The 13,380-nt window shown below is 45.0% G+C and carries 14 protein-coding genes; 7 read left to right on the forward strand and 7 right to left on the reverse strand.

The window, feature by feature from the left end; all coding sequences use genetic code 11:
- Positions 1-95 precede the first annotated feature (95 nt).
- Together R7127_RS12660 and R7127_RS12665 are read right to left on the reverse strand one after the other, a co-directional pair.
- Complete coding sequence (locus tag R7127_RS12660; RefSeq protein ID WP_172563270.1) at positions 96-2,135, reverse strand: cache domain-containing protein; 2,040 nt, start codon at positions 2,133-2,135, stop codon at positions 96-98.
- Positions 2,125-3,576 carry a sigma-54-dependent transcriptional regulator gene (locus R7127_RS12665; RefSeq protein WP_017820677.1) on the reverse strand — a complete coding sequence of 484 codons (1,452 nt, stop codon included), beginning with the start codon at positions 3,574-3,576 and terminating at the stop codon, positions 2,125-2,127. The genes R7127_RS12660 and R7127_RS12665 overlap by 11 nt, the downstream gene beginning before the upstream one ends.
- 333 nt (positions 3,577-3,909) lie before the next feature.
- Between R7127_RS12665 and R7127_RS12670 the strand changes: the two genes are divergently transcribed.
- The 6 genes from R7127_RS12670 (at position 3,910) to R7127_RS12695 (ending at position 8,884) form a co-directional block, all read left to right on the forward strand.
- Positions 3,910-4,728, forward strand: a complete 819-nt coding sequence (locus tag R7127_RS12670) for a substrate-binding domain-containing protein (protein WP_005389522.1) — start codon at positions 3,910-3,912, stop codon at positions 4,726-4,728.
- 6 nt (positions 4,729-4,734) lie between these two features.
- Positions 4,735-5,433 (forward strand): ABC transporter permease, encoded by a 699-nt coding sequence (locus R7127_RS12675; protein ID WP_005389524.1) that lies wholly within the window; start codon positions 4,735-4,737, stop codon positions 5,431-5,433.
- Positions 5,434-5,483: 50 nt separating this feature from the next.
- Positions 5,484-6,203, forward strand: coding sequence for an energy-coupling factor ABC transporter ATP-binding protein (locus R7127_RS12680; RefSeq protein ID WP_017820675.1), 720 nt, complete (start codon positions 5,484-5,486; stop codon positions 6,201-6,203).
- On the forward strand, positions 6,181-6,768 hold the full coding sequence (gene mobA, locus R7127_RS12685) for a molybdenum cofactor guanylyltransferase MobA (RefSeq protein ID WP_005389527.1): 588 nt from the start codon (positions 6,181-6,183) through the stop codon (positions 6,766-6,768). The genes R7127_RS12680 and mobA overlap by 23 nt, the downstream gene beginning before the upstream one ends.
- On the forward strand, positions 6,765-8,543 hold the full coding sequence (locus R7127_RS12690; protein ID WP_172563271.1) for a bifunctional molybdopterin-guanine dinucleotide biosynthesis adaptor protein MobB/molybdopterin molybdotransferase MoeA: 1,779 nt from the start codon (positions 6,765-6,767) through the stop codon (positions 8,541-8,543). Before mobA ends, R7127_RS12690 begins: the two co-directional genes overlap by 4 nt.
- Before the next feature lie 74 nt (positions 8,544-8,617).
- Entirely contained in the window at positions 8,618-8,884 is a 267-nt protein-coding gene (locus R7127_RS12695; protein ID WP_005377584.1) for a DUF2960 domain-containing protein, read from the forward strand.
- Between the two features lie 185 nt (positions 8,885-9,069).
- Here the strand turns inward: R7127_RS12695 and nagK are convergent, their stop codons facing one another.
- Complete coding sequence (gene nagK / locus R7127_RS12700; RefSeq protein WP_005377586.1) at positions 9,070-9,978, reverse strand: N-acetylglucosamine kinase; 909 nt, start codon at positions 9,976-9,978, stop codon at positions 9,070-9,072.
- 175 nt (positions 9,979-10,153) lie between these two features.
- Entirely contained in the window at positions 10,154-10,903 is a 750-nt protein-coding gene (locus R7127_RS12705; RefSeq protein ID WP_213895590.1) for a tRNA-uridine aminocarboxypropyltransferase, read from the reverse strand.
- A 140-nt stretch (positions 10,904-11,043) separates the two neighbouring features.
- Between R7127_RS12705 and R7127_RS12710 the strand changes: the two genes are divergently transcribed.
- Positions 11,044-11,859 (forward strand): sterol desaturase family protein, encoded by an 816-nt coding sequence (locus tag R7127_RS12710; RefSeq protein WP_031777247.1) that lies wholly within the window; start codon positions 11,044-11,046, stop codon positions 11,857-11,859.
- A 103-nt stretch (positions 11,860-11,962) separates the two neighbouring features.
- Here the strand turns inward: R7127_RS12710 and R7127_RS12715 are convergent, their stop codons facing one another.
- The 3 genes from R7127_RS12715 to R7127_RS12725 form a co-directional block, all read right to left on the reverse strand.
- Complete coding sequence (locus tag R7127_RS12715; protein ID WP_005389537.1) at positions 11,963-12,181, reverse strand: hypothetical protein; 219 nt, start codon at positions 12,179-12,181, stop codon at positions 11,963-11,965.
- A gap of 48 nt (positions 12,182-12,229) precedes the next feature.
- Positions 12,230-12,610, reverse strand: a complete 381-nt coding sequence (locus R7127_RS12720; protein WP_025766661.1) for a hypothetical protein — start codon at positions 12,608-12,610, stop codon at positions 12,230-12,232.
- A gap of 210 nt (positions 12,611-12,820) precedes the next feature.
- The gene (locus R7127_RS12725) at positions 12,821-13,234 is read right to left on the reverse strand and encodes an NUDIX hydrolase (protein ID WP_025766662.1); all 414 of its coding nucleotides are present in this window, start codon (positions 13,232-13,234) and stop codon (positions 12,821-12,823) included.
- Positions 13,235-13,380 lie beyond the last annotated feature (146 nt).

Consider the following 13,380-nt stretch of genomic DNA (forward strand, 5'->3'; position numbering starts at 1 on the left):
CTTTAAAATACAAAACGCCCGATGAAGTACATCGAGCGTTTTAGTTAAAAAGTGTCAACCCATATCAGGACGGGTCAAATACTTCAAAAAAGTGACTAAGCGATGTTCGTCACCTCTAGGATCAGTTCGGCTTTTTTAGGTAAATAAATACTGAATTTACTGCCTTTTCCCCATTCAGACTCTGCTTTTAACTCACCACCCGTTTGGCTGAGAATACTTTGGGAGACCGATAGCCCTAACCCTGTGCCTTCTCGTTTAGTTGTGTAAAATGGCGAGAAGATTCGACTCAAGTTTTCTGGTTTAATACCGCAGCCCTCATCGATAACATGAATCGCGGCTCCTTTCACTTCGCCCTCTTCAATCCAGTCTTCACTGACTACTGTTAAAGTTCCTTTACCGCTCATTGCGTGAATGGCGTTCATTTGCAAATTAACTAAGATTTGTAGCAAGTGGTGACGGTTTATCTCAACGGACGTATGCGCTTGTAGGTCAGTCACAAACTCAACGTCGCGTTTCTTGGTGCCAGTTTTAACCAAGGTGATGCTTTCATCAATGATAGGATTGACATGTTGCCAAGTGATTTCATCTTGAACACCGCCTTGGCGACTGTATTGCAATAAACTGCGCGTGATATTGCGGATACGATCAATTTGCGCGTGAATCGCATCAATCTCCTCTTGTACTCGACTTGCATCGTCACCCAATTCAAAATGGATCAATTCTACGTTGCCAAGAATCACGGCGGTTGGGTTATTAATTTCGTGAGCAATCCCCGCGGTGAGTTCTCCCAATGCTGCCAGTTTTTCATGAACAACGAGTTTGTCGCGGGTTTGGTTGAGCAATTGAATATGCAGTTCAAGATCTTGGGTTTTTTCTCTCAGGCTTGCCGTACGCTCTTGAACTTTGCATTCAAGTTGAGCTGCGGAGTTTTTCAGTTCAATTTTGCGCTCTTCTAGCGCGTCTAACATATCATCAAACTGTCTGGCTAACTGCGCAAGTTCATGATCGGCATCTAATCCTAACGGGCCAATCCGTTTTTCTTTACCTTGTTGGACCTGCTTCACCACTTTATGAATGCGTTCGATCGGTCGAAACAGATCATAAGAACCGCGATATACCATCACGCCAGAAACCAGCAATAACATAACCGTAATCAAGCTGATTTCGGCAATGTTGGTCATGTAGGCTTTAACGAATGGCCACATGAGGTAACCGGTATAAAGCATACCAATAACATTGTCGTATTGGTCTTTGATTGGTTGATACGCCGTAATATACCAAGCGTCATACACATAAGCGCGATCAACCCACTGTTCACCCTTAGAAAGTACTTGGTTATACACTTCGGCGCTCACGCGAGTGCCTATAGCGCGCCCTAGTCTATGATCGCTGTCTAAAGGAACGTTGGTGCTCACACGCAAATCATCGAGAAATACCGTCAACGTACCCACAGGGCGAAGGCGGTCATTATCACTTAAGTAAATGAGATCGCGGATTTGATCCACCAGCACTGTGCTGTTGTTAAGGAGCAAACCACCATCAAGAAAGCCGATCAAATCGTTCGCTTGGCTGTATACCGGAATCACGGTTCGACTGACTAACCCACGCGCCTCCCTGTCACCATCAGCAAGAATAGGCACTTCTGCTCGTTTGGCGAGTTCAGGATCGAGGCGTTCGAGTTCTTCTTTATTGAGTACATCAAAAAACGATTCGCGCTTGGTGAGATCCATAAAGCGGAATTTGTTTTCCATGGAATTGACGCGTTGGAAAGAGAGAAAATCTAAAGCATATCTTTTCTTCTGCTCTGTGACCCACTTTTGCAGGTCACCTTGTGGCAGTCCTTTATTAATGCGAATACGGAAATCGTACGAATCGGCAAACGCCCGCACGTAATTGGCTTGCTTTTGCTGTAACAACGTTACACTGTTATTTGCAACACCAAGACGTTCCGAGACATCAAGCAGCGCATTTTGCCACGTGTAATGAATAGACCAATAAATGGTAATGCCGATCAGAGCTAACAATGTGAGGAAAATCGGCGCAGAGGTTAAGAATAACAAGCGATAACGCACCATGGTTTTAAAACGGTGCGTCCATTTTGACAATCCTTTGTACTGTGGGCCGTTAGTCGGCATATTCCTCATCCTCAGAATCCCATTCTTTGTATTTACGTTCTAAGGTCTTGCGAGCTACGCCCAAGTCGCGAGCAGCGGCAGACTTATTGCCTTCATGCAAATTAACGACTTGTTTAATATGTGCTTTCTCGACTTCTTTTAACGTCCAGCTGTTTGGATAGCCTTCGCCAGTAAATTCTTTGCCTTCTCTAAAGGTTGGTAACTCAGCAGAGTGAGAAACAGTAATCGATACATTAGGCAGTGAATGCCCGCCATTCAGCTCTCGCCAATAGTGTGCAGGTGGTTTGCCAAGCAAGATACAACGCTCAATCAAGTTTTTCAGCTCACGAATGTTTCCCGGCCAATCGTACTCACTCATGGCTTCCATATCCTCGTGAGCCCATTTGGGCGCAGGCATACCGAGCTCGCGCGTCAGCATATTGCTGAAAAATGGCACCAACTCAAATAAGTCGGTTTTGCGCTCTCGCAGCGGACACACTTCAATTTTCAGAACGTTTAAACGGTAATAGAGGTCACTGCGGAAATTACCTTGATTGACCTCTTCTTGCAGGTTTCGGTTGGTTGCCGCTACGATACGGACATCAATACTGATCTCTCTTTCTGAACCGACAGGGCGAATCGTACGCTGCTCTAACACACGTAATAGTGATGCCTGCATTGCAAGTGGCATCTCCCCGATTTCGTCAAGAAATAAGGTGCCACCGTTCGCAACACGGAACAAACCTTCACGCGATTTTTTTGCACCGGTAAACGCGCCCGATGTATGACCAAACAACTCACTTTCTAAAAGCTCTGGTGCAATCGCACCGCAGTTGATTGGCACAAACGGGCCCGTTCGCCCACTCGCCTGGTGAATACCTCGTGCAACTAGCTCTTTACCCGTACCCGACTCACCTTCAACCAAAACAGAAGCGCGTGATGGTGCAAATTGGTTAATAAGTTGCTTAAGCAGACGCGTTTTTTCTGAGCCGCCGATGATCTCTGAGGTATTGTGACGTTGGTAATCGCGTGTCATGGCGTACTGCATGCGTTCGTTCAAACGGCGATCCATACAGCGACTGACCGCTTTTAACATCTGCTCAAGGTTGAATGGTTTGAGGATAAAGTCGGAAGCACCGAGCTGTAGCGCTCGAATGGCAATTTCTAAATCCGCATAACCCGTCATAAAAATCACATCGGCACGTTTGTCATCATCTTCAAACGCTTCTTCCCACTCAATTCCAGAACGCCCTGGCAGATTAATATCCAGTAAGATCAGATCATAATGTCGAGAATTACGCAGTTGTTCTGCTTCTTCGATGCTACCAGCTGTATCGACATGTGAAAAAAGCTTACCCAATGCCTTTTTCAAGATGGCTTGCATGCCTAATTCATCATCGACGACCAGTACGGAAAAGGCGCTATATTGTTGGTTTGTACTAAGATGGGATTGAGTAGACATATTTACCCCAGATGGATTTCGATGGGACAGAGTGTACCAAGTTTAAACAGAGATACCCTACAAAAAGTGCGACATTTTGTACCAACGCAAACTTTTATGCAAATAACCCCATGATTTAGTGCATAAACCAAGCACTTTAAGCTTGTAAAAGGTTGGCATCTTGTTTGCTATAAGGTGGATACGGAGCGCATTTAAGTGATCTCAGGATGTTGATGTTTGCTTATTCCAACACCCTAAGACAACTTGCGTATTACGCTAATCGCTCTCGTCCAAAAAGGCTTCTCCCTAAAACCTGGGAGATTCCAAAGAATCATTGGAAAGGAACACATAAAAATGAAAAAAATTGCGCTAACTCTGGCTGCAACGTCTATCACGCTTGTAAGTTACTCTGCGTTTTCTGCTCAAGACGGAGAACATGTTCGCCTTGCAACCACAACCAGTACTTACCATTCAGGTTTACTTGATTACCTGCTTCCACAATTTGAAAAAGACACGGGCTACAAAGTCGATGTTATTGCTGCAGGTACGGGTAAAGCCTTAAAAATGGGCGAAAACGGTGACGTAGATTTGGTGATGACACATGCACCAAAAGCTGAAGGCGCATTTGTTGAGAAAGGCTACGGCGTTTTACCTCGCAAGCTAATGTACAACGACTTTGTGATTGTAGGCCCGAAAGCTGACCCAGCAACAATCAAAAATGACGAAGGCGTGTTAGATGTATTCAAAGAGATCGCAAACAAAAACGCAACGTTCATCTCTCGCGGCGATGATTCTGGTACGCACAAAAAAGAAATGGGCTTCTGGGCTCAAACTAAAATCGAACCGAACTTTGGTGGCTACCGTAGCGTAGGTCAAGGTATGGGCCCAACTCTAAACATGGCGTCTGAAATGCAAGGCTACACCATGACGGATCGCGGCACATGGCTGGCTTACCAAAACAAATTGGATCTAGAAATTCTGTTCCAAGGCGATGAAAAACTGTTTAACCCGTACCAAGTTATTCTTGTTAACCCTGAGCGTTACCCAACAATCAACTACCAAGGCGCGAAAGCTTTCAGTGATTGGTTGGTGAACCCTCGCGGACAGGAACTTATCAATGGTTTCCGCCTAAACGGTAAACAACTGTTTGTTGCGAATGCTGAGAGCAAATAACGCAATATGAATCTTGCTGATACAACACTGGAAGCGCTTCGCTTACTGGTAAATTTTGATGCAGACCTATGGGAGATCGTTGCGGTCTCCTTTAGTGTTTCTATCACGGCAATATCCCTAGTGGTATTGCCGGCTATTTTGATGTCCTTTGTACTGGCGTATACCGACTTTCGCGGTAAATGGTTTTTGTTGTCGATCGTAAATACGCTGCAAGCGGTCCCTACCGTCGTGATTGGCCTGTTGCTGTACATGTTGCTGTCGCGTGCTGGCCCTTGGGGAGACTGGCAAATGCTGTTCACTCAGAAGGCAATGATCTTCGGCCAAATGGTGATCTGCTTCCCTGTTTTGGTATCGATGATGCATGGTGCATTACAATCTAGCGACCGTCGTGCAGTGGAAACTGCCATCACGCTGGGCGTCTCCATTCCGCGCTTGGCAGCTACGATGATTTGGGAAACCCGCTTTCCTCTACTTGCGGCTATCATTGCAGGGTTTTCACGTATCGTGACCGAGGTGGGCTGCTCAATGATGGTTGGTGGGAACATTATGGGCGTGACGCGAAATATTCCCACGGCTATCGCAATGGAAAGCAGTAAAGGTGCTTTTGCGCAAGGAGTTGCATTAGGAATTGTATTACTATCTTTAGCGTTGGCTCTAAACTTCTTCTTATCAAGCATGAGAGGCAAAGGCTACCTCAGAACATAGAACATGAAGCAAACAAACGACTCACCATTAACCCCATGTCGAGGCGAATTATGACTATAAAAATCACCGCCGAACAGTTATCCATGCGCTTTAAAGAGCGTGTGCTTTTCCACATCCCTGAGTTAGCCATCGGCCCAAATGATGCCATTTATCTCAAGGGTGACAATGGTGTGGGCAAAACTACCCTACTCAAAATCCTTGCTGGCTTGCTCAAACCCTCTACTGGCGATGTTGTTGCGCCAAAAGATACGTGGCTGAAAAGACTGACGTGTCGCAATGGTCGTGTCGATGTGATTTATCTCCATCAATCCCCTTACCTTTTTGACGGCACTGTATATGAAAACGTAGTCTATGGAGTGAAATATCAACAAGACACGCAAAAAGATAAGCGAGCTCAAGTTATTCACGCGCTGCGCATGGTAGGTTTAGAAACCTTAGCGGACGAACATATTTCCGTGTTGTCCGGCGGTGAAAAACAGCGCGTTGCCATGGCAAGGGCTTGGATTTTAAAACCGTCGATTTTATTGATGGATGAGCCAAGTGCGTCTTTAGACCAAGAATCCATTGAACGATTGGTAGTGATGGCGAAAGATCTTTTGGATCGTGGTTCCAGTATCGTGGTGACAAGCCATCAGGCCAACGCACTGACCGACTTATGTAAAAAACAGTGGTGGATTAAAGACAAGACTTTGATAGAGTCTCCTCTGTTGTATGTCATACCAAAAGAAACATCCCAAGAGAATGCATATGCTTCAACCAACACAAACTAGTTGGGTCATTTTGGCTGGTGGCCAAGCCAGCCGTATGGGTGGAAAAGATAAAGGTCTGATTGAGTTAAATCAGAAGCCACTCATCGAACACGTTATTGAACGTTTATCTCCACAAACTCCACGCATTTTAATTAATGCCAACCGAAACCAAGATGCGTACAGCAAATTTGGTTTCGTATTTAGTGATCAATTCAAAGATTTCCCTGGGCCTATGGGCGGTATTCACGCGGGTTTGATGCATTCTGAAACCGACTGGGTCGGATTTGTACCTTGCGATAGTCCACAAATTAACACCGACCTTGTCGAGCGTTTCTGCCAGGCCGTCAAAGAAGACAGCGATATTTTGGTCGCGCATGATGGTGACCATCAGCAACCTGTTTTTACGCTCTACCACAAGCGCGTACTGCCAAAACTCACCGCGTTTTTAGAACGTGGCGACCGCAAAATCATTCTGCTCTACAAAGAGTGCAACACCAGTTACGTTGACTTTAGCGACTCACCAAACTGTTTCGTCAACTTGAACACTCCGGAAGAACTGGCGCAATTTGGACAATTAGAATCATGAAACACACGCTAAACATTCCTATTCTTGGTTTTGCAGCTTATTCAGGCACAGGCAAAACCACGCTACTTGAAGCCCTATTGCCAAAGCTGACCGAAGCAGGTTTACGCATTGGCATGCTAAAACATGCGCACCACAACTTCGATGTCGATAAGCCGGGTAAAGACAGCTACCGTTTACGCAAAGCTGGCGCATCTCAAATGCTGATTGCTTCTCGCAACCGTTTTGCGTTAATGACAGAAACGCCAGAAGCCGAAGCGGAGTTTGAATACCTATTAACACGTTTTGATGAAGACATGCTTGATGTGGTTTTGGTCGAAGGCTGCAAAAACATCGCGTTTCCTAAAATCGAATTGCACCGTGAAGAAGTCGGCAAGCCTTGGCTTTATCCAAACGATGAAAACATCATCGCTATCGCTTCAGACGGCGGCGAGTTGGACTCTGAACTGCCACAAATGAACATCAATGATCTTGAAGCGATTGCTCAGTTCGTTATTCAGTATGTTCAAGAAGCGAAAGCACCAAAAAATAAAGAGAAAGAAGCCGCATGTTGCGATACCCTTTCTCCTGCTTTCCTTTCTGTGGTTCAAGGCCAAGAGAAAATCCTTTCTTTGGTGAACACGGTTTCGGAAATAGAAGCATGCAAGATTGAAAACGCCTATGGCCGCGTTCTTGCGGAACATATCGTTTCACTAGTAAATGTGCCGCAATACACCAACTCCGCGATGGACGGTTATGCCATCCGCAGTGATGATGTTGACCGTGATAGCTACCAAGTGGTTGCTGAAGTGATGGCGGGCCATGCTTACGATCAACCTCTGGACGTTGGTCAAGCGGTGAAGATCATGACTGGCGCACCAACACCACGTAACGGCGATACAGTGGTCATGCGTGAGCAAGCCATTCAAGAAGGTGACAAGGTCACTTTTAACGGTGCGAATATCAAAGCAGGCCAAAACGTTCGTCAAGCAGGTGAAGATCTCGCTATCGGCAGTGACGTCTTTACCGCAGGCACTCGCCTCGCCTCTCCAGAAATGGGCATGATCGCTTCGCTTGGCTTTGGTGAAGCGAATGTATTCCGAAAATTGAAAGTTGCCGTGTTCTCCACCGGTGACGAAGTACAAGCGCCGGGAACAGAGCAAAAAGCGAATTCTATCTACGATTCCAACCGTTTTACCATCATGGGCATGCTTGAAAAGCTCGGCTGCGAGATCTTGGATTTCGGTATTCTGGAAGACAACGAACAGTTAATGATTGAAGCGTTGGAAAACGCATCGGCGCAAGCGGACGTGGTTATGACTTCTGGTGGCGTATCTGTTGGTGATGCGGATTACATCAAACTTGCCTTGGATAAACTTGGTCAAATAGATTTTTGGCGAATCAACATGCGTCCGGGACGTCCATTAGCGTTTGGTCAAATCAACAACAAGCCGTTCTTTGGTCTGCCGGGCAACCCTGTGGCAGTGATGGTTTCATTCATCAACTTTGTTGAGCCTGCACTGCGTAAGATGCAAGGCGAACAAGGCTGGAACCCTCTGAAAGTGAATGCCATCGCGACTGAGAATCTTCGCTCTCGCCAAGGTCGTACCGAGTTTAGCCGTGGCGTCTATGAGCTGGATGAAACTGGCCGTTTAACCGTTCGTACAACAGGCAAGCAAGGTTCTGGTATTCTGCGTTCAATGAGTGAGGCGAACTGTTTGATCGAAATCTCCCCAGCTATTGATACAGTAAAAGCGGGAGAAAGCGTGACAATTATCCCACTTCAAGGCAGAATCTAGCTCAAACTAGAAATTCAAAGGTCAGCGAGTCTGGCCTTTTTGTTTAATACAGAAACCTTTTCAGAGAGACAGCTATGGCTCGCACCATTCTTTACACTTACAAAGACCAAGACAAAGAACTGACGTTCTCATACCAGCAGCACCGCAACATTCAAGAAGCAGTTGCAGAAGCCGAAGGTATCGATATCACTGAGTTCCTAAAGATGGAGCAACAAATCGAAGCAGTGTCTGACACTAAAGCGGTGCGAAACTACCGCGACAACTACTTCAGAAAATTAGGCTTTAGCAAAATCACCCTAGCTCAAAAAGAAAACCTGGGCGTAGGCAAAAAGAACAAATAAGCTTAGCTGCAAACAGAAAACTCACGATTCGTCGTGAGTTTTTTATGCATGCTACTTTTGTTCATGATCTATACCCGAGCATACCGAAATTACTTAGGTATATAAGTAAAAGCCCCGTTTAACCTTGAAAGTCTAAGCGGGGCTTTAAATTTCTTCTTACTTTATATCGAGTAAGGTTTAAGTCATTACTTGATGTTTAAGAACGCAGCGCCGCGTACACCACCTGAATCACCGTGTTTTGCTTTGATGATCTTAGGACACTTAGCCACAGACAATAAGTGTTTAGGGATGCGTTTTGGCATCTCTTCGTAAATCAATTCGAAGTTAGATAAGCCGCCACCAAGTACAACGGTGTGTGGGTCTGTTGCAGTAAACAGGTTTGCAAAGCAGATCGCTAGCAGCTCCATAAAGCGCTCGACGTGCTCTACTGCTTTCTCTTCACCCTCTGCGTGCGCTTTAATAATGTCGATCGCTTTCTTCTCTTCGCCGTAGTAATGCGCGTAAAGAAGCTCGAAACCACGACCAGATAGGTAACTATCTAAACAGCCTTTGTTGCCACAGCCACAGCCAAGTAATGGTGCGTTTTCGCCCAGGTGGAACCATGCGTCGATAGGAAGACGTGTGTGACCCACCTCACCCGCTACGTGGTTGCGACCAGAGAATACTTTACCTTCGTAGATAAAGCCACCGCCAAAACCAGTACCAAGGATCAAACCTAGTACAGATGGTTCATCTTGAAGATCTTCGTCCCAGGCTTCAGAAAGCGCGAAACAGTTTGCATCGTTTTCAATTTTTACGCTGCGACCGATTTTAGCTTCCAGATCAGCACGAAGTGGTTTGCCTTTTGCCGCAGGAACGTTAACTGTTAGTACCGTTGCATCATCGGCGTCTTCCATACCTGGTAGGCCAAGACCAATCGTACCTTCGCAGCCAAACTCTGTATCGTATTTGTTCACCAATTCCGCAATGGTATCAACCAGCAGCTCGTAGTTGTCTGTTGGTGTAGGTACACGTTCCGTCGCTACACGCTCAAGCTTCTCGTTAAATGCACCAAATTCAATTTTAGTGCCGCCGACATCAAAGCCGTAATACATGTATTTCTCTCCTAAAAAATGCTTCAAACGACTCTCAAAAATGGCTAGAGTCAAAAGTATAAACTGATGGCATTATCCATATCTGTACGCCTGCAAACCGTGACCGAATGCAGATTTATCCCCTCACCGAAGCCAGTTGAACAACATACCATCAACAAAAGCTCATTCCTTAGAGTCAGCTCTCGGTTTTCATCCACTCTTTGAAACGTTTCAAGTGTGGCTGGTTAGGGTCGCTTTTGACTCGAGTCTTGCTCAGCATGTAAGTTTCTCTGAAGGCTTCAAACCACAATTGAAGGCATTCCGCAGCTTTCGGCTCACCAGCTTGTTTTAAAACTAATGTCGCGACTTCGGCGGTTGAAAGATGCTGCTCATTCTCGGAGCGGCGCATGATGTATTCAGACAGAGATTCCGGCTCAATGGAAAGCACAGGCAAAGATTTAAGAAAATCAGAACGACGGAATATCTTTCGCGCCTCACGCCAGCTACCATCAATAAAGATCAGCAACCATTTTTTGTTCTCGACATCTTCTTTTACCAATCGCCCTGGCTCTAGATCTTCAATTAAACGAGAGGGATCATCCACATAGTCTGCAGGAAATACAATCACCGGTTGGTAACTGTCATCCTGTAGTAGCGCTAGCATCTCTTCAGACGGTTCTGTTCGGTTCCATTGATACACGTAAGTCTCTTGAATCGTATCAGCGATTAGACGACCGGTATTACTTGGCTTAAACACTTCGTTTTCAGAAACAATCAACATACATGCAATATTGGCCTTGATGTTTGGCTGAAGGTCGCACAAACAGTGTTGCTCAGAAACCTGGCAATATTGGCAACGAACCACTTTACATCCACGCGCGTTGAAAGGCTTGGTTGAGATAGATTGTCGGTACTGATATAAACGGTGGAAAGCGTGAATTCTCATGGTAAGTAATGCCAAGTAAAAAGTAGAGCGCGATTCTACTGATATTATGGTTTCGCCTCAAGATAAGCCCATCAGCAGTGTGTTGAAATAATTTCACTCTTATCTCGGTCATAGATAAAGAAATAAATAAGGGAATGACAGTGACAGAAACGACATTTCAAGAACCCTCATGGCTCAGATTAGGCTTTTTCCTTGGCGTATTATTGCTTTGTGCCATTTGGGAGAACAAATTGCCTAGAAAAACACTGACCGCTTCGCGCAGGTTTCGCTGGGTCAATAACTTGTCATTGGTTGCTTTTAACAGCCTAGTTATTGCTTTAATCATGCCTATCGCCGCCTTTCAAGCTGCGGTCATAGCTCAGGAGCAACAATGGGGGCTGCTGAATATTCTGTCCCTCCCCGCTTGGTTAAATATTTTTCTAACCGTCATTTTGCTTGATTTCGTCATTTACGCTCAGCATGTTGTCTTTCATCATGTAAAACCGCTGTGGAAGATTCACCGAATGCATCACGCCGATCTCGACATAGACGTCACCACAGGCGCACGCTTTCATCCCTTCGAAATAATCATTTCAATGGGAGTAAAAATTGCAGCCGTGTTTATCTTAGGTGTTTCACCTATCGGAATTGTGGTATTTGAAATTGTGCTTAATGCGAGCGCGATGTTTAATCACAGTAATGCAAAACTGGCTTTATCTATGGACCAAAAACTGCGAAACGTCATCGTTACACCAGACATGCATCGCGTGCACCATTCAGTGATAGTAAAAGAGACCCACTCAAACTTTGGTTTTTTCCTTTCAGTTTGGGACCGCTTTTTTGGGACATACCGAGCTCAGCCTAAGTTGGGTCATGAAGATGTTGTTATTGGTGTGCCGGAAATTAGAGACGAAGAAGAGCAAAGATTAGATAAGCTGTTAACGCAGCCCTTTCGCTACAATAAAGAGAAGAAGTGATGGTTGAAAAAATATTGTTGGATGAAGTATGTCAACAAAACGAATAGACCAAGCCTAAACCCCTGTTAAACACTACTTCATCCTCATGATGTGTAAGAACAGATTAGTTTTCTGCTAGCTGACGCTTTTTGTTTAACTGAGTAATACCAACAAATAAACCAACAACACCAAGCACTGCACATGCCAAAGCATTGGTGTTCATTACTTGCTGTGCCTCTATTGAGCTGTATAGAAAAGCAAGGCTGAAGAAAGTGGTGGCAAAGCTCAAACCTGTCAGTACGCTGAAACCAGCAAAACTGGCCAAGTCTTTAAAATCGTTCATAACGAGTCCCTGTTTACAATCCTTAATCGAGTGTTGTGAAAATAATAATTAACGAAATATTTGGCGCGATTGACTATGTTTTCGCGCATTCCATAACCAGATAGATACCCCAAATGAGAACCCTAAAAACAGTGTCTTCATTTGTAGGGCGACGTTGTTATCTAATATTTCTAATGTATAGTGAGCGTGGGAACTAAAGATAACATTGGTTATAAGAATCAATAACATAACGACTATGCCAGAGCGGCGATGCTTGACCAATAGATACGCTGCTAATAAGTCCAATAGTCCCAAAGCGCTCCAATACATATTCAACCAGCGTGGCGCAAAATCGTAAGGTAAAAAGCCACCAACAATGTTGTCATAAAGATGAACCACTCCGCCAACTGTCATAAAAAGGCATAAGAGAAACAAGACGAATTTATCCATTACCGTTTCCTTATCTGAATGAATGAGCAAAGCATATAGAAGTCACTTAAACATTTGTAATCTCATCGCCATTTTTGAGATCGACAGTGCCATTATCAACACGATGAGAACAGTAACGGCTACTCTACCTTCTTTATTTGCTTCTAGTAGAAGCATAGTGTTTGCTTTGTCATTGTCCCAAATCCGCCAATGCAACGACAGAATCCTCCTTTAAATCACGCCTTGGTTTAGCAACTCTCGTACCTTTTCCAGCCCGCGCTGAAACACAGTATGTGCATTCGCGGGAAGGCCGCTCTCGACATCGTGCCAGAAGAACGCGAAATCATGTCCACCATCGTCTTGCGTATGAAACAGCCATGAATTAGCGAGATCAGCACACTCACACAAAACAAAATGCCATGCTTGATTTTGAAAGCCACTGTCCCATGAGCATAAATATCGTGCGGAACGAACATGTGTGATACCAGACTCCTCAGCGAGCTCCCGCTTGGCCGCTATGATGTAACTTTCATCAAACACTTCAACAGTGCCCTTGACGAGCTGAACACCCGCCAACGGATGTTTAAAAAGTAGGATCTCTTGATTTTGATTACGTAGAACGACGGGGCAAACTTTATCGATCACAAAACCACTCCTTCTTATGGCTTTAGCTTTCTCTGGATATAAAAAAATCGCATGAAGCTGCATGATTCATTCCTTTGAATTCTGGCGACATTCTAGTCAACGAGTCCCTCGAACAAAGCATTAACATCACGTTGTGATAACTAAAC

This window comes from Vibrio sp. 1159 (assembly GCF_033340395.1).
GTDB lineage: Bacteria > Pseudomonadota > Gammaproteobacteria > Enterobacterales > Vibrionaceae > Vibrio > Vibrio alginolyticus.

Bases quoted from the DNA above. Each gene is read 5' to 3' on its own strand.
- R7127_RS12665 (WP_017820677.1), bottom strand. From the start codon at position 3,576: ATGTCTACTCAATCCCATCTTAGTACAAACCAACAATATAGCGCCTTT.
- R7127_RS12680 (WP_017820675.1), top strand. From the start codon at position 5,484: ATGACTATAAAAATCACCGCCGAACAGTTATCCATGCGCTTTAAAGAG.
- R7127_RS12675 (WP_005389524.1), top strand. From the start codon at position 4,735: ATGAATCTTGCTGATACAACACTGGAAGCGCTTCGCTTACTGGTAAAT.
- nagK (WP_005377586.1), bottom strand. From the start codon at position 9,978: ATGTATTACGGCTTTGATGTCGGCGGCACTAAAATTGAATTTGGTGCA.
- R7127_RS12690 (WP_172563271.1), top strand. From the start codon at position 6,765: ATGAAACACACGCTAAACATTCCTATTCTTGGTTTTGCAGCTTATTCA.
- R7127_RS12715 (WP_005389537.1), bottom strand. From the start codon at position 12,181: ATGAACGATTTTAAAGACTTGGCCAGTTTTGCTGGTTTCAGCGTACTG.
- mobA (WP_005389527.1), top strand. From the start codon at position 6,181: ATGCTTCAACCAACACAAACTAGTTGGGTCATTTTGGCTGGTGGCCAA.
- R7127_RS12660 (WP_172563270.1), bottom strand. From the start codon at position 2,135: ATGCCGACTAACGGCCCACAGTACAAAGGATTGTCAAAATGGACGCAC.
- R7127_RS12705 (WP_213895590.1), bottom strand. From the start codon at position 10,903: ATGAGAATTCACGCTTTCCACCGTTTATATCAGTACCGACAATCTATC.
- R7127_RS12670 (WP_005389522.1), top strand. From the start codon at position 3,910: ATGAAAAAAATTGCGCTAACTCTGGCTGCAACGTCTATCACGCTTGTA.
- R7127_RS12695 (WP_005377584.1), top strand. From the start codon at position 8,618: ATGGCTCGCACCATTCTTTACACTTACAAAGACCAAGACAAAGAACTG.
- R7127_RS12720 (WP_025766661.1), bottom strand. From the start codon at position 12,610: ATGGATAAATTCGTCTTGTTTCTCTTATGCCTTTTTATGACAGTTGGC.